Consider the following 21719-nt stretch of genomic DNA (forward strand, 5'->3'; position numbering starts at 1 on the left):
CTCATCCTCAGCCGCTACGACGCGACACGTCAGCTGCGCACGATCGGCCGCACGGTACCGCTGCGCCCGGAGCAGGCCCGCCAGGTCGCTGAGCACCTGAGTGCCGGCGACCCCGGGCACCCCTGGGAAGGCGTCCGCTTCGCGGCGTCATGGGGGTCCCGCGACATCCTGGATGCGACCCCGGTACGTCCGAACCTGGTCGCGGAGATCAGCGCCGACCGGTCCATCGACCGAGGCGGGGTGTTCCGGCACCCACTCAGGTTCAAGCGGCTGCGCCTGGACGTGGAGCTGGAGGACGTCCCGGCGTTCAGCCAGGGACCTACCGCCGCGGCCGGCTGAACCTCAGCGGAGTGCATCCAGCGCGGTCGGGGAGGCAAACCGCTGCGGGCTGACATGCGCTGGATCGCTGTCGAAGGCCAAGCTGCAACAAGTGCCGGCCCGGGACCACCATGAGGGCCTTGCGTCGTCAGGACGAACGCGGGCACGGGCGGCAACGCATGCGCCACAAAGGTCTTTCGGGAGGGTTTTCGGCCAGTGGTTGGCTTAAGGGCTGCGGCCTTATCCGTCGAACCTCTTATCTTGCTCAATCAGCGATCCCAAGATCACGTTTGCCGCCTATGGTGATGGTCGTCATGCCGGGGGAACGGCATGACTCTTCGGTTCCTGACCAGAGCCGATTACATGCGCGGGAGGTGGCTTTGCGCTGCCTCCAGAAAGTACAAGGGGAAATAGTCTTGCGTACGTCTACTCACACCTCGGCCCACTTTGGATTCCTCGGTGGGATATCAATGCTGTCGGCGGGGGCCCTTCTTCTGGCCGGGTCCCCCGCTTGGGCGGATCAGCCCTCCCCGGCGGCGCCGAATGCGGCCGCCGCTGTAGTTGAGAAGGCGACGGGCGTCGTTGACGTGGCCACGCCTGTCCCCGCAGCGGACGCTGCGGGCAAGGCGGTGACGCAGACCGGGGGAACGAGGGTCACCGTCACCATGCCGTCGAGCGCGGACGGCCTGATCGAGGCGAAGTCCGACAGCGGAGACACCGTCAGGATCGGGCTGAAAGGGGCTGCCAAGGGCGTTTCGCCGGTGACCTCAGGTACCGGCACCGTGGTTTACCAGAACGTCGCCGCAGCCACGGACCTGTCCGTGCAGGCCACTTCCGACGGAGGCGTCCGCACGCTGGTCACGCTCAAGGACCGCTCGGCCTCCACGGAGCACCGATTTCCGCTCGAGCTTCAGGCCGGCGTCACCTTGATAGACGACGGGGCCGGCGGTTACCTGATGGCCCGCGACTCCAGCGACGGCTTCGGCGAGACCATCGGCGCGCTGGAAGCCCCCTGGGCCAAGGACGCGGCGGGCCGACCCGTCCCCACCAGCTACCGGCTGGAAGGCAACACGCTCGTCCAGACGGTCCAGACCTCCAGCGACACGACGTTCCCGGTGGTCGCCGACCCCAAGATCACGTACGGGGCTGGGATCTACTTCAACGCCACCGGAGCCGAATGGACGTCGTACGGCATCGCGGCGGGGAGTGTCGGCTACTTCGCCAACGTCGCCGGCTGCGCCTTCACCGACAAGATCCCCAACGTCGGCCTCAAGCGGGCTGCGACGGCCATCTGCTCTGCGGTCGGATACAAGACCCTCAAGGACTGGGGCGCATTTCTTGAGAACGAGATCAACAATTCCAGCCTCAATTCCTGGGCTTGCTACCAGACGAAGCTGGCTCCCCGGAACGGTAGGCTGACAGAGGTCAGCGCGGGCAACTGCAAGTAGGCTTGATTTTTTTGCCAGCCCGGACGTACCGGGAACTACCGTGAGGATTCTCGTGAACAAACCTTCGATGGATAGGCCGTGGTGGGGTTGGGCCATCGTCTTCTTTACGGTACTCATCGCGACCGTACTCCTGGACTTCGCCTGGTACTGGGCCGTTCTGATCGTGATCGTCGCCACGGCGGCCTTCGAGTACGGCTGGGACCGGTACGCCTCTCGTCGCGCCTCGGAGCCCCACCCATAGAACTATCTGGGCGTATGCGGCTGGCTAGCTGGCGATGAGAAGTCGCTCACGCGGCTTGTAGTCGAACCCCGGGGAGATTTCTCTCTCCGGGGTTCGCTCGTGGACCTCGAAGACCTGAAGGCCCAGGTGAGGTCACTCGCGGCGCAACTGAAAAGACTCTCCGCCACTCCCGCCGAAGCGACCGTGTGAATTTATGCTGGAGACGGCGGCCGGCGCGCTGAGCGGCCCCCCGGCCGTCGTCCGTGGGCACCTGCCTCGCCTCCCCCTCCGTGCAGGTGCTCACCCAGACTCTTCAGCCAGTTGCGGCGCTCGGACCGGCACTGAACAGCGGTACCTCCTCCACGGTCACGTCCAGGCGCAGCCGTTTGAAGCGGACCGCGTGCCGGAAGACGCCGCTTCGGTCGACGGCGGTATCGGCGCTGATCTCCGCCACGAGGTCGGGGCGGACGAGGGTGACATCCAGGATGTCCCGGCTCCCCCACGCCGATGCGAACCGCCAGCCCTCCCATGGGTGTCCGGCATTGGCCGCGATCACGTTGCCTCCGACCAGGCGCGCCATCTCGGCACGCAGCGGGGCTGTGCGGCCGATCGAGCGGAGGTGACCGTGCGCGTCGCGGCGGCCCAGGAGGAGGAGCTGTGGTCGGATCATGGTTCCGGTGATGGCGCCGATGATCGCCTCCGTCGTGTTCCGGCGACGTAGTTTGTACCAACCCCTGTGTCCTGGTCGGTAGGGCTGGTTCATGGCTTTGACCACGATGCCTTCGAGGCCGGAGATCTCGGTCCAGGACTCAAGCCACTGCTGGGCCTTGATCAGGTCCGTTGTCATCGGGCACAGCGTCCAGGGGGATGTGAGCCGGCGCGCGGCGAACAGTGCTTCCAGCCGGAGGCGGCGTTGGCGGTAGGGGTAGCTGATCAGTTCGCTTCCGTCCTGCTGCAGGACGTCGAACGCGATGAAGAAGGCGGGCAGGGACGCGGCGAGCCCGCGTGCGCTGCGGCCGCGGGCAGCGGTGCGGCGCTGCAACCCCTCAAAGGACAGCCGGCCCGCCTTCGTGTCCCAGACGACGAGTTCCCCGTCCAGGACCAGGCCGGCGGGCAGCTTGTCCGCCGCGGCAACGAGGTCGGGGAACCGGTCCTGGATCAGCGACCCGTGCCGGGTCTGCAGCTGAAGGCCATTTTCCGGCCCGGTGGGGGTGAACAGCAGGGTCCGGTAGCCGTCGAATTTCTGCTCGTATGCCAGCTCACCCAGCACGCCGGGGCCCGGCACTGCCTCCACGGCCTGCGCCAGCATCGGCTCAACCGGCGGTCGCAACGCCACCCTGGGTGCCTCCCTTTCGCGCTTACGTCCGGGATGAGGACAGTGCTTTCACGAGGTCATCGCGGGTCATGTGCGAGCGGCCGGGAATGTCGGCGGCGGCGGCCTTCTTGTAGAGGTCGGCCTTCGACAGTCCGCTCAGGTCTTCCTTCGGCGCGGAGCGGATCCGCTTTTTGGCCCCAGGTCTCTTCTCGGCGGCCTTACCGGAAGTGGTCGCCTTGCCGCCGGTGGCCTTGGGGCTCCCGGCCCGCTCGACGCTGGCGCGCAGGGCCTCCATGAGGTCGACCACGCCGGTCGGCTCCGCCGGGGCTTCGGCGTTCTCGACGGTCTCGCCGGCCTGCTTTCCTCTCCTCTATGCCCACGGAGAGGCTCGAGCGTGTCAAGGGTAGAAGCGCTTCTTGATCTCGTGCTCAGTGAGGTTTCCACCCTTATCCACGGTTACCCACCAGTCGGATTTCTCAGTCATCTTTCCCTGGGAGTCGAATTTCTCGGTGACGAGATGATTATTCCCATGCTTGTCAGGCGAAACGGTCATGCGATCGGTCATATGGCCGTTTTTGTCGAAATACTTAACGTCGGAATGCCATCCATCTTTGGCGTTCCATGTATCCGAGCTGCGAAACCCGGATTCTCCATACTCCTTTGTGATTTGATGTACATTATGGTCCGCACCACGAAAGGTATCCGTTTGCCTCGAAAGGTGGTCATTGGCATCGAATTCCTTTCTATGGGAATGCATGACTCCGTTCGAGTCTTTGGCCTTCCATTCGTCCGAACTTCCGGTCTTCTGCCCATCCTTGTCACGAAACACTGAGATTGTGTGCCATACTCCATATTGTTTCGTTTGCCAGCTCTCCACCGTGCCGCCACCAGAGGGTAGCTCGCGAACCGTATGCAAATTTCCGCTTCCATCCCTGAAAGCGTCTACTATTTTGCCTTGATCTCCGACTTTCTCCGCTCCACCTTTCGCCTTGTCGCCGCCGGCCACCGACCCTGCCTTTTGCTCCTGATGCGTTCCGCCTGGTGCGGCATCTCTGGACACGCCTGGCGCGCCATATTCGGCTTTCCCTGGGGAGTTCCCGCTTGGGGATTCTGTGCGTTCTGACGGCCCTGTGGTGTCTGGCTTCATGTCGCTCGGTTGGTTTGGTGACGGGTCTGATGGAGGAGGCGGTTCGCGGCCAGCCCCGGTGACGGACAAGCTGGAATCAATGTCTCCCGCGTCAGGCCAGGTGACGGACAAGCCGGAATCGACGTCTCCCGCGTCCTTCGGCTCCTCCGGTGTCTGTCCGCTCGCATTGTCGGCGTCCGCCTTGCTGCTGCTGAGTTCCGGTCGTTCGCCTTGGTGGGATGCGCTTTGGGAGTCTGTTCCCGACGGCGCCTTTTCGGTAGTGTCTGACTTCGTCTCAGAGGTGGAACCGGCGAGCTCCGGCCGTTCCGAGCGTGAGGAGATATCGGATTGCCCTTGAGGCTGCTCGGCGGTGGTCGAGCGTTCGGGATCGCGCTCGGACATGGTATTAGCCCCCGATCAGATGCGAAGGGACTTCTCGAGGAAGGACGGCATTTGAGACGGATCCGCCGGAGCCATCGATTCCGGGGCCAGCGGCTCCAAGGGTAGTAGAGCCGGATCAATTGCAGGCGAGTGGTCGTCGATTCGCATTTCTTCACTTCTGACGTCTCGCAGGTCTACCGAATTCACCAGTTCCAGTCCGGCTCCTGTCGCAGTCCGATCGGTCAGGGCGGGTCTCTCAACTCCCGTTTCCTGGCGCACGCTGTCAATGCGGCCTGACGCACCGGAATTCTCGGAGGGTGAAAGATCGACACCTTTTGCTAGGCTAGCGCCTTCACCGGACCGCGACTCCGTCAATCCCCATCTTGGCAGCGAGGTGCCCGACGGGGCAGAGTCGGCCAAAAAACTTCCGCCCGAACTTTTACCGCCCGAGCCTTTCGGAGGTTCTAGGCCGGCAGCGCGATTCATCGCTTCCATTGTTTCTTCGTTGCGCTGCCTGGTCTTATCTGTTGCGTCCCCAACGCCGTCCCGCCCCATCACAGACCTGCTTCCTTCAGCACGCGTGCCAAGATGCGGCGCGTGGTGCGGGGTACCTTGCGGCGGTCATCCGCCAGCATCTGCTGCTCAAAGCAGAGGCAGACCCGTCGGGCTGCTGTGTCGAGCTTCTTCCTGGCTTCTTCTGACGCGTCCTCCGTCGGGAATTCGACGATTTCGTATGCCGCGTCTTGGCAGACTTCCCAGGTCCGGACGCGCCGCTTGTCTTCGGAGGCGCCGTCGTTTTGGTCGGCCTCTCGCCACATTGGGTGATAGCGGCGCCCGGCGACCAGGTCGGCCACGGCAGATCGGTAGAGGCACAGCGGCGGGTCCTGGGTACACACAAGGTGGCATGCCGGATACGGCTCGAATTGGCGGGCGTGGAGGCGGTGGACGGTCTGCTGCAGTGCGGCCGTGAGGGCGGTCGCGTTCAGACCGCCGGTGTCCAGCCGGTCGAGCAGCATCGCACGCATCCGGTCGCGGAATTCCTCGGTGTCGGTGTAGGTCCAGGCCCGTTGGGCTCCTCGCCGGGTCGCCAGCCAGTCGCTCCCGTGTCCGACGTAGGCGCGCAGGAGGTCCTCCAGGGGGACGGTGGGAGGGCGCCTGGCGCCGACGCTCCCGGTGAGGTCCTCCCAGAGCCGGGCCAGTGCCTGGGGCTCATCGATCGTGGTGGTGACGATGCGCGTCAAGGTGCGCTGTACGTATTCATCATCGACGAGTGCCCTGGCTGCGGCGCATGCCACCGACGACAGGCAGGTCTCGGCGCAAAAAGTGCGGGCCTGGAACAGATTGGCGAAGGCGCCGGCCTGCCGCCAAGTGTCCATGTGGGCTCGGACGTCTTCGTCCGGCGGTGGGTGCGGGGCGAGCGGGTCCTTCACGGCCGGTATCCGGACGAGGAGGGGGGCGTCGTCACCGCCGCTGAAGACGGCGGCTTCACCGACGCCCAGGGTGGTGAGTGCCTTGGCCTGCAGCTCGTCCATGGCCATGGCGCCGGCCAGGACCATGCGGTCGTCCGCGGAGACGATGCGGTGCGCGATCTTCAGGTTGGTGTTCTTGATGACGTCGGGGGCGAGTCGGACGGGCACCTGGTCGGCAATGACGACGCCCTGGCCGTAGGCGCGGATCTCCGACAGCAGGTGCGAAAACGTCTCCACTGCCTGACCGCGGGGGTTGGCGGACTCCTCGGATGATCGGGCAGGCACGTTGGCCAGCAGACGGTGTGCCTCCTCCACGACCAGCAGGTGCACGAGGTCGCGCGACTGGCCTTGGGCCCGGCGGTACTCGGCCAGGCGGATCAGGAGCAGGCCGGTGAAGAATGCCTTGTCGCCCTCGTCGCCGAGGGCTTCGAGCTCCACCACGGTGGGCCGTTCGAAGAGGACGGGGGTGGGCAGGGAGCGTGAGACGTCGAGCATTGCCCCCTTGGCGCCCCTGCGCAGGGACTCCAGTCGCGTGACCAGGGCGGCTCGCATGTCACCTGCGATGCGTTCCTCGTAGCCGAGCGAGGGGATGACCTCGCTGACCTTGGCGACCAGATCGGAGAGAGTGGGGAACGCGTCGGACTGCTCCGCCCCCGCATCCAAACGGCTGTTGTTGTTGGTCCGCAGATCCCATCCGCGATCGACGTACACCTCGTGCAGGCAGTGCTCAAGGATCTGCGGCAACGGCGTCCACATGCCGAAGGACGCAGTGAAAACAGCCCGCAGCAGATCCAAGTGCTCGCTTACGGTAGTGCCGGCCGGCACTTCGAACGGGTTCAGCACGAATGGACCGACGGTCGCCTTGCCTGCGGTGAAGACCTGCAGGTTCCGCCCCAGCACAGGATGTGCGAGCAGCGATCGGTACTCGGCCTTGGCGGGCTCAATGACCATGAACGGCACACCATGGGCACTGGTCTCCAGCAACAGCCCCATGATCGTGTTCGTCTTTCCCGACCCGGTCGTCCCGGGAATGAAGACGTGACGGGTGAGGGATCGCAGGGGCACTTGGTAGCGACCTGCGGTTGTCCGGTGGTTGTCCATGACCTGCCCGACGAGCAGATGAGGTTCTTGGGCATCGACGGCCGGCGCCACGATGTCGAACCTCGGTACGGGACTGATGGCGAAGCCCAGGGTTTCCAGGTTGGGCAAGTGCAGGTACGCCGCGAGCTGCGCCGAACTCAGCAGGGTTTGAGCTGCGAAGGGGTGTCGGTAGGCATTGGGGCCCGGGCGCTCGGGACCGTCGGGAAGCATCCAGTGCACACCCAGGTCCACGACGGAGGGGTGTTCGATGGTCCGTACGGGCTCGGGAACCGACGTGGCGCCCGAGAACACCGCCCGCCAGGCACCGCTGAGCGCTCTCAGGTCATCGGAGTGCTCTCCGAACAGGTACACGCCTGTACGCCATCCGCCGCGGGCTTGAGCATCGGCAAGTGCCTGCAGACGCGAGTTGAGCAACCGCAGGTAGTGATCGGCCAGGGGACTGCTCAGGCCGATGGCCTCCACCCTGCTTGAGACCATGCGCATCTCATTGAGGACCCGGTCACGATCCGCACGCAGTTCTTCGACGCCCACGGGCTCAGCGAGCAGCAGCGCCGCCCAAGTGTGTCCGTGCACCGACCTCAACAGCCGGTCCACAGGCAGCCCGCTGTCACGAGAATCGACGGACGGCGCCCCGGGTACGCCTAGAGCGATCGCACCGTATGCCAGCGGTGGTGTGGCTACGCCGGCGGCCGAGACGTCCACCGCCGGGTAGCAGCCGCCAAGAACGGTCAGGATCATCGCCTGCCGGGCATCCAAGGACTCGTCATCGTCAGGGTCGGCCCAGGTACCCAGGCGTACGGAAACACCTTGTCGGGTGCCGTCGAGCAGGAAGGCGATCGGCGCCCCCGCGCCGGCGAGGCCTACGAGAAGCGGCAGCGTGGGCGGCTCGAATCTTGTCTCTTCATCCCGATCACCGCTCCCCTGCATGGCCTGCGGCGTGGGAGCTTGTACCGAGCGCCCAACCCCGGTCACCCGCACAGCGCGCCGGGCAACCAGCGGAACCACACTGCCACCGCCTGGCAACGGAGGCGTCAGGGCTATGCGCTGGAGATAGTCGACCGCGTCGGTGCTGACTGGGTCAGTGATCATCGCAGCTCCACCTCAAGGAGTACGCCAGTCCGTCGGCAGCCAGTCGTCAGGCTCACCTGTCGGTGCCGTCCAAATGGCGATCCAGTTGCTGACGATGAAGGCGGCGATCGCCAGCATGAGGATGACGGCGATGACTAGAGCCACCTTGTGCAAGCGTCCGTAGGACTTACCCTTCACCTGGGCTCGAGTGGTGAGGTTCGTAAACTCCTCGACGCGCAGAGTTCCATTGCGCCATCGACCACTGACATGCACTTCGTCACCGTTGCTCACAGAGCCCGAGAAGGTCAGACCCCGCATTTCCACGGGCACAGGATCCATGCGGTTGCCTCGGTCGTCATGGCGCTCAATGCGGAAGTGCCAAATCTCGATCTCGTTGTCTCCACTGACCACAGACCGTTCACGCCTGACCTGGAAGTCCCGCACGGTTCCCGTGAAACCCTGCGTGAGTCTTCTCCGCTCCGCAGCCGTCACGCGGCTCTCCGCCACTGGTTCCTGAACGGGGCGGCCGCCTGTATGGGCTTCGAACGACGGTGGGGGATGAGAGGGGTAGGGCGGGGTTGAGGGGAAAACGGTGTGCGCCGTGATCACTCCTCCACACGACGAGCAGCTAGCGGCGCCTGTTGGTACCGGATTGCCACATTCGGGACAGGGGCGTGTGAGTGCCCTCCGGCACTGTTCGCAATGAACGGCACCGGTCCGGTTCTCAAATCCGCACAAGTTGCAGCGCATGTGGTGGCTCCCTCAATCCACGCTAGACCCGAGGGACACGAGATGCGCGCCGTAACATTCAGCAACCATGTGCGTGCAGTGGGTTCGCTACGCCACAGAGTCAGCCCGCTCCGCAGCGATAGACGGCATCGCCCCCAACGAACGCCGGATCAGCAACGGAGTACGGGCCAGGTGGCCGGCCGGGCGGTCTCCTCGGCGCCCCCGCGTCAGCGCCAGAAGTCCGGCGTATGCCAGCCGGAGCGCTTGCACGATGTGAACCTCAGGGTGAACGACTGCGACAGCATGAAGTCCAGCGCCAGCAGCACACGCCCCTCGGACAAATCTCGGATCCGTGCAGACCCCGTTGCCGACAAGTAAGCCAACGCCCAGACGATGCCGCTGCCCGGCTCACGGACGAACACGTGGGCAGGCCGCGAAGCCGACCACTCGCAGGCTGCGAGATTGTGACTGAGCACGGTAGTTGGCCCCAAAGGACAACTCCGATGCACAAAACACGAGCAGGTACGCCGGCGACGTGGTCGAGGGCCAGTTATTCGTCGCTCAGGGCAGTCAGGTCCAGGGGGCGTCGGACGGTTCGGGCTCTTCGGGGTGGAGCATGCGGCGGACGCAGTCCAAAAGCCCCGGCTCACCGCGTCCGGCGGCGGCCATCCAGGGCAGGGCGTCCATGGCGCGGGCGCGTTCTTCGGTGGCCAGGGCTTCGACGGTGGTGTGCAGGGCGTCGGGAGCGGGTTCGTCGGTCAGGCAGAGCCAGCCGATCGCGGCCGCGAGGCGGACTTCGGGGGCCTGTGCCCGGTCCTGCCACAGCTTGCGGATCCATCCGGTGGCCGGCTGGTGCGGGTGGGCACGTGTGATCTCTGCTGTGGCAAGAACCAAGGCGGCCCGGGCCGTGGGGTCCTGCTCCTTGGCGAACCGGGTGGCGAAGGCGCTTCGGACCGTGTGCCCGGGCTCGGCCGCGGTGGCGAGAGCGTAGGAGGCGTCGATGCGCATGGCGGGGTCGGAGGCGTCGAGGAGAGGCAGGAGCACGGGGGCTCCGGTGGTGATCGCGGCTCGCGCGGCGGCCACCGACCAGCCTGCCGGGTAGCCGGTCACTTCAACGCCGTAGTCGTCATAGCCGTCGTGCTGGGGGCCGGAGCGGTGAAGGAGGAGTTCGTCGCGGGAGGCGACACCGAAGTGACGGGCTCGGGCCGGGGCGGCGAGACCGCCCAGAGCGTCGACGCGGTGCCGATGGTGGGGGTCGGCGGCGATCCGGATCAGGAATGGGACGGCGAGAGCGGCGGCGGCCCGGCTGTCGTCGGCGCACATGCCGACCAGGACACCCATCGACGTACGTGCCGGCTCGTCTCCGGTGCGCAGCAGGCGAACGGCCTCCCGAGCGTTCTCCCCGTGAGGGAAGTTTCCCCAGGAAAGGTCGTCGAGAGCGGCTCCGTCGAAGGTCCCGGGCCGGATGGTCGCCACGACAGCCCGGATGTCGAATGGGCCACCTGCAAACGAGGCCAGATCCGCCCCGTCCACCAGGGCCCGACACATCGCGAACGTCGGATCGGTCCGCCAGTCCCCCACACCACACCATCCCACCGTCAATCCACAGAGATTCGATCATGCGCGATTCAGACGACCCGAAGCCACCTGGCAGTCAGACCGCTGCATGCCGCAGACCACAGCAATCCCAGAAACCCCCAGCTCAGCGCGTCTGCGCCGCCTACTCGTGAGCCATGTAGCGCGCACAGGGGCTTCCCAATGGAGAAGTCAAGCCTCGGCCGCCCGTGGGGATACGCGGGCCCGTGCCCTGGGGGGTGAGGTTGATCAGCGGGTCGGGAACGTAGTGAGCCCGAGCTCCCACTGGTCGGCCGCTTCAAGGAGCGCGGCAGTATCCAGCCGTACCTCCACGACGAACTGGTAGATGTCCGCTCCGTTGTCACCCTGCTGCCATGGCGGTGCCGCTTCCAAGGAGAGGTGGACCCGAAGCAGCACCGAACCCTCAGTTCGGTCAGCGAGGCTGAAGGCCAGGACTGGCTGGGTGAACCACGTGTCCGGTGACAGCTCGCCTTCGGCGTCGAGCCCGGTCACGGCGACCCCTCCCGCTGCCGCCGCGCGTAGCCACGCTGATATTTCACGTGCTTCACCGGTCAGCAGGCACGGATCGGCAAAGGACCAGCTGCCCTCGGAGGTTGTCACCGCGCCGCTGATGACCAGCCAGTTGTCGTCGTACGGGTTGGCCCCGGCTTGGGGGAACTGATAGCCCAGTGGGCGAAGCTCGACACGGTTTACGTGATCGTTCAAAAGCACTGACACACGATGTCACGGACTGTCCCGGAGCTGTTCAGCGCGGGTCCTATAGGCAGAGTGGTGCCGTGACAGGCGGTGCTGTGACTTGGTAGAGGCGCCGGTCCCGGATCAGGGCCCACAGGACGTTGACGCGGCGGCGGGCAAGGGCGATTACGGCCTGGGTATGGCGTTTTCCCTCGGATCGTTTGCGGTCGTAGAAGGCCCGGGAGTTCGGGTCGTAGCGGACGCTGGTCAGCGCGGACATGTAGAAGACACGCTGGAGGCCGCGGTGGTAGTGACGGGGCCGGTGAAGGTTGCCGCTCTTCTTCCCCGAGTCGTGCGGCGCCGGCGCGAGGCCGGCGAAGGCGGCCAGCCGGTCCGGGGTCGCGAAGAAGGCGAGGTCACTGCCGACTCCGGCCAGGAGTTCGGCTCCGAGAAGGGGTCCGATGCCGGGCATGCTCGTGATGATCTCCGCGAGGTCGTGGGCGCGGAAGCGGTCCTCGATGAGCCGGTCGACCTCCGCGACCTTCTCGTTCAGCACCCGCACGTCAGCGGCGAGGGCCCGCACCAGCTGGGCGATCACCGTCTCGCCGGGGACTGCGGTGTGCTGCTGTGCGGCGGCCTCGACTGCCGTCGTCGCGAGCTCCTCCGGCATGCGGACGCCTCGAGCGCGGAGCCAGCGGGCCAGCCGGGTCGTGCCCATACGGCGGATAGCGGCCGGGGTCTGGTAGCCGTCGAGGAGGATGAGCGGGCCCGTGCTGGTGAGGACGAGAGCACGCTCCAGGGCAGGAAACATGCCGGTCAGCGTGGAGCGCAGGCGGTTGATCGCCCGGGTCCGGTCACGAACGAGGTCCGTGCGGCGGGTCGTGAGGATCTTCAGCTCGATGGTGGCCTCGTCGGTGGGCCGCATCGGCTTGAGGTCGCGGCGGATGCGGGCCTGGTCAGCGATGACCAAGGCGTCGCGGGCGTCGGTCTTGCCCTCGCCCCGGTATCCGTCGCTGGCTCGATTCACGACACGGCCGGGGATGTAGAGGAGCTCCTGACCGTGGCCTGTGAGCAGAGCCAGGAGGAGTGCGGGCTCGCCGCCGGCCATGTCGACAGCCCAGGTGACGTGATTCCCCAGAGCGAGGACGTCTTGGAGGAGCTGAAGTAACTCAGGCTCTCCGTTCGGCACCCGACGGGACAGCAGCTTCGCGCCGTCCTGGTCGATGGCGACGCAGTGGTGGTGAGTCTTGCCGCTGTCGATTCCGGCCCAGATCCGGTTCATCGCGCTCCAGACGATCGTGCGTGCAGGTCTGCCGCAGACGACCTCGCCGGCATGGCCTTACGCAGCGATCTTTGTCGCACTTCCCAATCTGGCGGCCGGGTCGTCGTGGGGCGCCGGGCGGCCAAGCCACTGCAGCCACGGACGGCAGCCAACTAGAAGCCACACCCGGCACCCCCGGGCGGCCCAACCATACGAAGGGCTCGACCATCCCGTCCCAGGAACGTAAGGCCAACTAGCGTGCTCAAGGGCCAACTATCTCGCTCAGTCACAGAGATCGCGTACCGACTCACGACGGAGTATCCGGTTCGCGTTGTTCGATTTTCGTTCGATACTTTGGAGGGAGAGATTCCGGCCATATCGGCTGAAAACCATACGTTCCTGGGAGGCGGGCATGAGCGACGGCGTCCACCTCCACGTGGCGAGCGGCTACTCCGCCCGCTACGGCGCCTCCCATCCCTACGACCTGGTGCGCCGAGCCGCGGAACGTGGCATTGGAACGCTCGCGCTGACCGACCGGGACACGGTGACCGGGGCCGTGCGCTTCGCGAAGGCTGCTACCGCGGCCGGGGTCCGTCCCGTGTTCGGGGTCGACGTCGCGGTCGCACCCAACTCTCCGGTTCGTCCCGGATCCACGTCACGGCCGCGCACGCCCGTACGCGGCGGAGCCCACGTGGTCGAACCACCGCTGCGGGTCACTCTGCTCGCGCGGAACGCCGCCGGATGGGGGCGGCTGTGCCGTTTGGTGTCGGCCGCGCATGCCGGTGCGGCGGGTGGGCCGCCGGTGGTGTCCTGGGAGACGCTCTGCCGGTACGCCGATCAGGACCTGCTGGTCCTGTTGGGGCCGGTGTCGGAACCGGTGCGGGCCCTGTCGGCCGGGCGCCCGGACCTTGCCGAGCGATTGATCGCCCCGTGGCGTGAGATGGCCGGAGGGAACCTGCGGCTGGAGACGGTGTGCTGGGGCGTGCCCGGTATGGGACCGGGCTCGTTGCGGCTGGCCGCCCGCACGCTCGGTCTTGCCGATCGGCTCGGTGTCCGGGCGGTGCTGGCGAACGCGGTTCGCTATGCCGACCCGGCGCAGCATCGGGTCGCCGATGTGTTGGATGCGGGCCGGCTGCTGCGGCCGATCGACTGGCGTCGGCTGGACTGCGGCGAGCGCTGGTTGAAGGACCCGGCCGCCATGCGCGGCGCCGCGGAGCGGATCGCGGAGGCGTCCGGTGCCGGGCTCGGCCGCGCGGCCGCTCTCCTTGCCGAGACCGTACGGGCTGGTGAGGAGTGTGTGCTCGATCCGGTCGCGGACCTGGGGTTGGGGCGGCCGCATTTCCCCGAGCCGTCGGTCGTGGGGGCCGGACCGGGGCCGGGCGGCGCGATGCGGCTGCTGCGCCAGCGCTGCGACGCGGGGATGTTCGCGCGCGGCCTGGAGGGTGACCGGCGGGCGGTTGAGCAGCTGGAGTACGAGCTGGGCGTGATCGGGAAGCTGGAGTACGAGGCGTACTTCCTGGCGGTCGCCCAGGTCGTGGCGGACGTTCGCGCGATGGGCATCCGGGTCGCGGCCCGGGGCTCGGGCGCCGGCTCGATGGTCAACCACGCCTTGTTCGTGGCGACGGCCAATCCGCTGGACCACGACCTGCTCTTCGAACGATTCCTGTCGGAGCGCCGGTCTTCGCTGCCGGACATCGACGTCGATGTGGAGTCCGCGCGCCGGCTGGAGGTCTACGACCGGATCATCGAGCGCTTCGGGACGCAGCGTGTCGCGGTGACCGGTATGCCGGAGACCTACCGGGCCCGGCACGCCCTGCGCGACACCGGCCTCGCCCTGGGCATCGCACCCCAGGTGGTCGACCGGATCGCGAAGTCGTTCCCGCACATCCGGGCCTGCGACATCCGCGACGCCCTCGCGACGCTGCCGGAGCTGAAGCAGCTCGCGACGGAGGCCAGCTCGTTCGGGCCGCTGTGGGAGCTGGCCGAAGGCCTGGACAAGCTCCCACGCGGCATCGCCATGCACCCGTGCGGAGTGATCCTCTCCAACGCGAGCCTGCTGGACCGGCTACCGGTCCAGCCCACCCCGGGCGGCCAGTACCCGATGGTCCAGGCCGACAAGGAGGACGTCGAAGACCTCGGCCTGCTCAAGCTCGACGTCCTCGGGGTACGGATGCAGTCCGCGATGGCGCACGCCGTCAAGGAGATCCACCGCACGAGCGGCCGCCAGATCGACCTCGACAACCCCGACCACGTCCTGCTCGGTGACCCGGGCGCCTTCGACCTGATTCGTAAGAGCGACACGGTCGGGATGTTCCAGCTGGAGTCCCCGGGACAGCAGGACTTGGTCGGCCGGCTCCAGCCGCGCGACGTCCAGGACGTCATCGCCGACATCAGCCTTTTCCGGCCGGGCCCGGTCAAGGGCGGCATGCCCGCTCTATACATCGCCGCCCGCCACGGCGCCGCCCCCCGCTACCCGCACCCCGACCTTGTCCCGGTGCTGTCGTCGACGTACGGGGTGACGATCTGGCACGAGCAGATCATCGACATGTTCGCCGTCCTGACCGGCTGCGACCGGGCTCTCGCCGACATCGCCCGCCGCGCGCTCGCCGACAAGGAACGCCTGCCGCAGGTGGAGGCCTGGTTCAAGGGCGAGGCCGGCCGCCGCGGCTACTCCCCCGCCGTCCTGGACGAGGTGTGGGAGATCATCAAGGGCTTCGGCGCCTACGGCTTCTGCCGCGCGCACGCCGTCGCCTTCGCGGTCCCGGCTCTCCAGTCGGCATGGCTCAAAGCCCACCACCCGGCCGCCCTGTACGCGGGGCTGCTGGAACACGACCCCGGAATGTGGCCAGCCCGGGTCATCGTCTCCGACGCCCGCCGCCATCACGTGCCCGTCCTGAACGTCGACATCAACAAGTCGAAGCCCGACTACCGCATCGAGCAGACCGAGCCGGGGGTGTGGGGAGTTCGTCTGTCGCTGTCCTCGGTGAAGGGAATCAGCGAGGACCAGGTCGCCCGGATCGCGGCCGGCCAGCCCTACAACAGCCTCCAGGACTTCTGGCAGCGTGCCCGCCCCGCCCTGCCGATCGCCGAGCGCCTCATCCAGATCGGTGCCCTCGACACCCTGCGCGGCCCGCTCACCCGACGCGACCTCCTCCTGCAGGCCGCCGAGCTCCACGCCCACACCCGAACCCGGCCCGCCGACGGACAGCTCCCCCTGGGCGGGGAGCTCGTCACCGCTGAACCCTCGGGCCTGCCGGAGATGACCAGCCGCGAAGCACTCAGCGCGGAGATCAACGTGCTGAAGATCGACGTGTCCCAGCACCTGATGACCCACCATCACCGGTTGCTGCGCGAGGTCGGCGCCACCGACGCCGCCCACCTGGGGGCCATGTATCCCGGGCAGAAGGTCCTGGTCGCGGGCGTTCGCGCCTCCACCCAGACCCCGCCCATCCCCTCCGGCAAGCGCGTCATCTTCGTGACCTTGGAGGACGGCTCCGGCCTCGTCGACATCGCGTTCTTCGACGACAGCCACGACGCGGTCGCCCACACCGTCTTCCACTCCGGACTCCTCCTGGTGCGGGGCACCGTCGAGGCCCGCGGCCCGCGCCGCACCGTGGTCGGCCAGATGGTGTGGGACCTGGAAGAACTCGCCGCCGCCCGCCGCGACCACGGCCCCGAAGCCGTCCTCCACCTCCTCGGCCAGAGCCGGCTCGCCCCCCCCCCCGCCCAAAGCGGCGCCCCGGCACGGACGCTGGCCCACGGCACCGGCGGGGCCCGCCTGCACCCGTACGCCGACCTCCAGCCCGCCGGCACCCGCTCCGCCGACCTCAAATCCCTCGGCTACACGAGCCCCGGAAGCGCCGGGTGATGATCGCCATGACCGAACGTCGCATCCTCCACGCCCACTGGCACCTCCCCCACAACGACGACGCGGACCTGTACGCGCAGCTCCTGGCTGTCGCCGAGGGCATCACCCCGCGCGTCCAGGCGATCCCGCCAGACGCCGCGCACCTCGACATCACCGGCGCGCTCCGCTACTGGCAGCGCGACTCCGAAGGACTCGCCGCGCTCCTGCGTCTGCGCACTCTGGCCCTGCACGGCGTGCAGACGACGTGCGCGGTGGCGCCGAACCGGATGCTGGCCACGATGGCGGCCGCCGTCACACCGCCCGGCATGACCACTGTGATCGACGCGGAGGACGTCGAGCGGTGGCTGCGCCGGCGCCCGGTTGCGGCCCTCTACGGCGTCGGTCCCGCGACCGCGGGCAAGCTGCGCACCTACGGCCTCTACACCATCGGCGACGTCGCCGAGACACCCATGCCCACGCTCGTCCGTCTCTTCGGCGCCGCCACCGGCCGCGCCCTGCACGCTCACGCCCACGGCCAGGACCCGCGCACCGTCCAGACCCAGCCGATCGCGAAGCCCTTGACCGCCGACCGGGCCTTCGAACACGACGTCCTGGACCCGGCCGAACACCGCAGAGCTCTGCTCGATCTGGCCGGGGAGGTCGCCGCCCGCCTGCGCGACGGGCAGCAAGCCGCAGGCGAACTGGCCCTGTCCGTCCGCTACGCCGACCGCAGCGTCAGCAACCGCAGCCGCACCCTCGCCGAAGCCACCGCACACACCCAGCCGATCGCCGCGACCGCCTACGAGCTCTACGAGCTGTTCGGCCTCCAGCGCGCCCGTGTACGAGCCATCAGCTTGCGCGCACAAGACCTCCGTCCCTCGAGCGAAGCCTCCCAGCAACTCACCCTCGACCCAGGCGACGACCGCGCCCTGGCCGTCGAAGCGGTCACCGACCGAGCCCGCGCCCGCTACGGACCCGGCACCATCCGACCTGCCACCCTCGCCGCGAAGGCGTTCTCGCCAGCACTGACGCCCTCCGAAGGGCACCGTCCGTGACAACCCCCGGGTTCCGCATCGCCGGTGGACCCTGGCACCCGGGCGAGATGTGGAAGCCCAGCTTGCCGAAGGCCTCGCGGACCCCGATGAAGCCCTGCGGCAGCTCCGGCTTGAGCAGGCCGCCGATCTCCTCGCTGATCTCGCCGTACGACTTCAGGCCCAGCGCCTTCAGCAGCCGGCAGTGGGTGCCGAAGACGTTCATGGCCAGCGGCATCGCCGAGCCGTAGGTCAGTGATCTCCTCGTCTACGGGCGAGGGTCACTCCAGCCAGCGGCGTATGACCAGCAGCTGATCCAACGCGGGAGGCAGGGGCAGGAGGGGGATCGGGGCCGGCCACACGCCTACGCCGCCTCGGGTGAGGCAGGGACGACCGTTGGGCGGGTCTGGTTCTTCAGCTCCATACGGGCCGCCACCACATCCTCCTTCTGCAGGGTCGACCAGTAGGGATGGTCAACCACGGCGATCGACAACTCCCGGATCTCCCTCCACATCCGGTCCGCCGTCTCCTTCTCCTCCTGGGACCAGCCAGGGCTGTCCGGGACGTCCCCACGGTGGGAGTACCGCTCGCCGGCGGCCCAACCCGTCATCGGCTCCACGCTCCAGGGCAGTCCGGCGAGAAACGCGCGATGTTCGGCGTGGGCGCGATGCAGCTGCTCCTGGAGCTTGAGGAGATCGTCAGGGAAGGAGCACGCGTCGGATGAGGTCACCTCCCGATCGTATTCCTGTTCGATTCCAGATGGGAAACCGACGCTCCGCTGTATCCCTCCGACGGCCCGCCCCGGGGCTTCGGCCCCGGACGGCCGTCCATCTCACTCGCCGCGGCGACGGTAGTGCGACGCTGGATTCAGGGGCCGCGACGTGCGATGTGGAGGTTCGAGTGCGTCCGATCTGGTCCGGTGCGATCTCTTTCGGCCTGGTCACTTCTCTGAACTAGCCGGTCAAGTCTTCGGGTCACCCAGTGCCCGCCCCGCTACCTCGCCGACGAACATCGTCGTCGTCCCGCCGGTGCACGCCGCCCGCGACGTTGGCCTACTGGTGGCGAAGCTGATGTTCAACCGCCTTGCCATGATCGGGGTCGAGTGGGTCGACGGCACCCGCGCCGCGGGCAAGTCCCGCCTGCACCTGCTCGGCTACGGCCACCGGACTGGCCCAGCCTTCGCCACCCTCATTGGTGTCGGCCGCCCCGCCCGGGATGCCGCCTGAGGGGTCCCCGACTTCCTGCACCGCTGATGCGGGAAAATATCAAGACACGTGGCTGAATCGTGCGTCTAATGGCCGGTGTGACGAACCCTCAAGCACCCTTCCTGTGGCTTCCTGCACAAGACGATGGCCCCGAGGCGCTCACGCTCGTCGTGGACACCCCCAAGGGCACCCACATACGCCGCATCCCGCCCGCGCTACCCCTGCCCGCGCACATCGACCACGGGCCGGGGGCTGAGGAGGCAACCCACAGGGCGGCTGCCACCTGGGGCATGCCCGACTTCGTGTTCCAGCAGGCCGCACACGCCGCCAAGGGCTCGGGCAGGCGAGAGCTGGGCGACCGGCTCCTCCTGGCCGGGCGCCGCGGGGCGGTCGTCCAGGTCAAGGCGCGCACAATCGCTCCCAAGGCCGATGCCCAGGAGATCGTCTGGATTCAGAAGGTGGCGGCTAAGGCCATGAGCCAGGCCAAGGGCACCGTACGACAGCTGCGCATGATGCCTGCCTATATGGTCAACGGCCGAGACCGGGCCATGCAGGTGGACGGCAACGCGTTCGAATGGATCGCGGTCTTCCTGCTCGATCACCCGCACGTTCCCCGGGACACCGTGGTCACCTGGCAGCCGCTCGGCATGCCCGCCATCGCTCTCACGCGCCGCGACTGGGACTTCCTCTTCGACCAGCTACGCTCCACCACCGCTGTACTCGACTACCTCTTTCGGGCAGCCGGCGAGCCCGCCGTTCCCCTCGGCGACGAGCCGGTGCGCTACTACGAACTCGCCGCTGCGGACGCGGATGCGCCTCCGCGGCCGATCGACACCGAGCTGGTGGGAGCCGGCGGCACGCTGTTCTCCGTCCCGCAGTTGCCCCAGGCCCCTGCCGGCGGTGACGGCACCAATGTCCACCGAGTCCTGCGCATCATCCTCGAAGACATCGCGCTCACTCCGTTCGGCGAGCCGATGACGGAGCTCAACCGCTTCACCGTGCTCTCCGACCTCGACCGCCTCCCGGTCTCGGCCAGGGCGGAGTGGGGGCACCTCCTGCTGGACATGCTTCGCGATGTCCCGGACGTACCCGCGGGTAACTGCAAGTGGCGCTTCCGTCGCATGCTCTACGAGGACGGCACACGCCAGCTCATCGTTGGCGCAGCCACCCGCTTCGACCGCACAATCCAGGTCGCCTTCACCGCCTATGTCCAGCTTCGCCACCACGAAGTCACCACACGCACCGGCCGAACCGACGAGTCCTCGACCCTCGGAGTGCTGCTTACCCCCCGCCGGAACGGAAGGCCCTGGGACACCAGCACCGTACGCGTCCACGGAGACCTCGAGATCCCATCGGGGGACCTGAAGCTCTACAGCGATGTGTGGAACCGTGCCTTCGAAGAGGGCGATGCGGTCGATCACAGCCGAGCCGGACGGCCCCCGGCAGCACCGGCAGCAGGGTGACGCCGTCGCCCTGACCGCCCTTACTCCGCCGTTGATCCGAGGCCCCGAAGCGCTACCCGGCACGCCAGACAGCCGGTGACCGCCGGCATACCCGAGTGGTCCGGGGCTCAGGTGATGACGGTGGCGCTAGCGACTCAGCGGGCCACAACGCAACCGACCCAGGCATGTCCCGTCGCGCCCGGTGATCCCATGGCCCTGTACGGGGTCCGGGGGCATTGCGGATGAACGCAAGCAGCGAAGCTGCGCCAGGGCTGATGGGCCAAGGGCTCCAAGGTGATGCGCGGCTACCGCGAGGCGACGGCGGGTTCAATGAGAACGCCTTACACGGCGTGCTGTACCGTCAGAGACGAGCACGAGGAAGGGGGCCGCAGCAGCTGTTGCGGCCCCCTTCCTGCAGGTCACAGGCCCTACCCAGCGCTCGCAGTCACTCCTTCGCCTCCGGGGTGGCCAGCTCGATACCACGAGCCTTTCGCAGCCACCGCAGCCCGAACCCGACCGCCAGCGCGCAGCCTCCGACCCAACTCCACCCCTCCGTCAGGAGTGTGTGCAGGCCGTCGTGCCACTGGATGTAGATGATGTGCGCCCCCACCGCCATGGCGTGCAAGGAGTTGGTCCGGCTCCCAGACGACAGGATCCAGTCCAGCGGGTACCACAGCGGGCGCGTCAGATCATGCAGCCGTAGCCGTACCGCCGCGTACAGAAACCCGCGCGCGTGCTGGCGCTGCTGCCGGGGGGTCAGCACGTATCCGCCCTCCGGGTCTCCAGCCAGGACGTCTAGCCACGCCCCGCGGAGGTTCCGCTGCGGCCCCGCCAGCCGGGCCGCCAACCCGACCGACTGAGCGGCCAGCCGGGACTTCCTCCCCCTCTCCCGAGACACCAACCGCCCCACCGCTAAGGAGAGTGTGGTCACCAAGCCCAAGAGAACAATCACGAACGGCAGCAGGCCGTTGATCCTCTCCGCCATGGCGAGGACAAGCGAAGTCACGACAGAAGTAGCGGCGGAGACGGCGGTGACAATAGGCCGCGAACGACGACGAGCTCGGGTGCTCGACCGCCTGTGAGCGCGGGTGATCACGAGACACCCCCGGCGAGACCGAGGCCGAGACGGGAGCGCCGCGTCTGGCGGGCTTCGAGCGCCTCCGTCGCCTGCAGGCGGCCAGCACCTGTCAGCTCGTAGTAGCGCCGGGCCGGGCGACCAGGGTGAGGCGACTTCTCGTCCCAGCTTTTCACCCAGCCCCGCTCGGACAATCGATCCAGTATCGGATAGACGGTCCCCGGACCGAGATCGGCGTCCCGGCAGATGCTCAGCCCCCACGCAGGACTCTGTGTGCTGGAGGCGATCAGCGCCTCCAGCACAGCGATGGTCGGCTTTGTCAGCCGCGGAGTTGATGCCATGTCACGAGTGAAGCATGTATCGAGTACGGCATACAAGCCGATATCTGATGCCGCCGCTCGCGCCGCCGCCG

The 21719-nt window shown here is 67.6% G+C and carries 17 protein-coding genes and 3 pseudogenes; 6 read left to right on the forward strand and 14 right to left on the reverse strand.

All coding sequences use genetic code 11. From position 1 onward, the window contains the following. The first annotated feature begins 788 nt into the window (after positions 1-788). Both BGK67_RS34620 and BGK67_RS38455 read left to right on the forward strand, forming a co-directional pair. Positions 789-1766 carry a hypothetical protein gene (locus BGK67_RS34620; protein ID WP_244291557.1) on the forward strand — a complete coding sequence of 326 codons (978 nt, stop codon included), beginning with the start codon at positions 789-791 and terminating at the stop codon, positions 1764-1766. Between the two features lie 52 nt (positions 1767-1818). Beyond that, positions 1819-2007: a hypothetical protein gene (locus tag BGK67_RS38455; RefSeq protein ID WP_069924687.1), complete on the forward strand. Its 189-nt coding sequence runs from the start codon at positions 1819-1821 to the stop codon at positions 2005-2007. A 292-nt stretch (positions 2008-2299) separates the two neighbouring features. On the opposite strand, the gene BGK67_RS34630 is transcribed toward BGK67_RS38455, so the two are convergent. The 10 genes and pseudogenes from BGK67_RS34630 to BGK67_RS34660 form a co-directional block, all read right to left on the reverse strand. Next, positions 2300-3322: an ATP-dependent DNA ligase gene (locus BGK67_RS34630; RefSeq protein WP_244291558.1), complete on the reverse strand. Its 1023-nt coding sequence runs from the start codon at positions 3320-3322 to the stop codon at positions 2300-2302. Positions 3323-3344: 22 nt separating this feature from the next. Continuing rightward, the gene (locus BGK67_RS34635; RefSeq protein WP_069924511.1) at positions 3345-3608 is read right to left on the reverse strand and encodes a hypothetical protein; all 264 of its coding nucleotides are present in this window, start codon (positions 3606-3608) and stop codon (positions 3345-3347) included. Positions 3609-3698: 90 nt separating this feature from the next. Further along, positions 3699-4829 (reverse strand): hypothetical protein, encoded by a 1131-nt coding sequence (locus tag BGK67_RS38460; RefSeq protein ID WP_141754158.1) that lies wholly within the window; start codon positions 4827-4829, stop codon positions 3699-3701. A 533-nt stretch (positions 4830-5362) separates the two neighbouring features. Beyond that, positions 5363-8467, reverse strand: coding sequence for an ATP-binding protein (locus BGK67_RS34640; protein WP_208948871.1), 3105 nt, complete (start codon positions 8465-8467; stop codon positions 5363-5365). A 12-nt stretch (positions 8468-8479) separates the two neighbouring features. Then, positions 8480-8938, reverse strand: coding sequence for a hypothetical protein (locus tag BGK67_RS34645; protein WP_141754159.1), 459 nt, complete (start codon positions 8936-8938; stop codon positions 8480-8482). A gap of 132 nt (positions 8939-9070) precedes the next feature. After that, positions 9071-9196: pseudogene (locus tag BGK67_RS41360) on the reverse strand (double zinc ribbon domain-containing protein); the annotation flags it as partial. Between the two features lie 206 nt (positions 9197-9402). Then, positions 9403-9597: a hypothetical protein gene (locus BGK67_RS38465; RefSeq protein WP_141754160.1), complete on the reverse strand. Its 195-nt coding sequence runs from the start codon at positions 9595-9597 to the stop codon at positions 9403-9405. 148 nt (positions 9598-9745) lie between these two features. Next, on the reverse strand, positions 9746-10651 hold the full coding sequence (locus BGK67_RS34650; protein ID WP_244291559.1) for a hypothetical protein: 906 nt from the start codon (positions 10649-10651) through the stop codon (positions 9746-9748). 348 nt (positions 10652-10999) lie between these two features. Further along, positions 11000-11482 carry a WapI family immunity protein gene (locus BGK67_RS34655; RefSeq protein ID WP_069924514.1) on the reverse strand — a complete coding sequence of 161 codons (483 nt, stop codon included), beginning with the start codon at positions 11480-11482 and terminating at the stop codon, positions 11000-11002. A gap of 46 nt (positions 11483-11528) precedes the next feature. Continuing rightward, positions 11529-12728 carry an IS110 family RNA-guided transposase gene (locus tag BGK67_RS34660; protein ID WP_069924515.1) on the reverse strand — a complete coding sequence of 400 codons (1200 nt, stop codon included), beginning with the start codon at positions 12726-12728 and terminating at the stop codon, positions 11529-11531. 391 nt (positions 12729-13119) lie between these two features. Between BGK67_RS34660 and BGK67_RS34665 the strand changes: the two genes are divergently transcribed. Then, positions 13120-16575 (forward strand): DNA polymerase III subunit alpha, encoded by a 3456-nt coding sequence (locus BGK67_RS34665; protein ID WP_069924516.1) that lies wholly within the window; start codon positions 13120-13122, stop codon positions 16573-16575. Between the two features lie 8 nt (positions 16576-16583). Beyond that, a complete protein-coding gene (locus BGK67_RS34670; RefSeq protein WP_069924689.1) occupies positions 16584-17609 on the forward strand; it encodes a DNA polymerase Y family protein in 1026 nt (341 codons plus the stop codon). 40 nt (positions 17610-17649) lie between these two features. On the opposite strand, the pseudogene BGK67_RS38100 reads toward BGK67_RS34670, so the two are convergent. Further along, a pseudogene (locus BGK67_RS38100) lies at positions 17650-17832 on the reverse strand (menaquinone biosynthesis decarboxylase); the annotation flags it as partial. Between the two features lie 117 nt (positions 17833-17949). After that, complete coding sequence (locus BGK67_RS34675; RefSeq protein WP_069924517.1) at positions 17950-18315, reverse strand: hypothetical protein; 366 nt, start codon at positions 18313-18315, stop codon at positions 17950-17952. Positions 18316-18592: 277 nt separating this feature from the next. Between BGK67_RS34675 and BGK67_RS34680 the strand changes: the two are divergent. Then, positions 18593-18811, forward strand: a pseudogene (locus BGK67_RS34680) (pyridine nucleotide-disulfide oxidoreductase); the annotation flags it as partial. 269 nt (positions 18812-19080) lie between these two features. Next, complete coding sequence (locus BGK67_RS34685; protein WP_141754161.1) at positions 19081-20253, forward strand: hypothetical protein; 1173 nt, start codon at positions 19081-19083, stop codon at positions 20251-20253. A 424-nt stretch (positions 20254-20677) separates the two neighbouring features. Here the strand turns inward: BGK67_RS34685 and BGK67_RS38470 are convergent, their stop codons facing one another. Together BGK67_RS38470 and BGK67_RS37040 are read right to left on the reverse strand one after the other, a co-directional pair. Next, positions 20678-20995, reverse strand: a complete 318-nt coding sequence (locus BGK67_RS38470) for a hypothetical protein (RefSeq protein WP_141754162.1) — start codon at positions 20993-20995, stop codon at positions 20678-20680. A gap of 329 nt (positions 20996-21324) precedes the next feature. Continuing rightward, positions 21325-21648 (reverse strand): PadR family transcriptional regulator, encoded by a 324-nt coding sequence (locus tag BGK67_RS37040; protein ID WP_079154759.1) that lies wholly within the window; start codon positions 21646-21648, stop codon positions 21325-21327. Positions 21649-21719: the final 71 nt, after the last annotated feature.

It is taken from the genome of Streptomyces subrutilus, assembly GCF_001746425.1.
In the GTDB taxonomy this organism is placed as follows: domain Bacteria; phylum Actinomycetota; class Actinomycetes; order Streptomycetales; family Streptomycetaceae; genus Streptomyces; species Streptomyces subrutilus_A.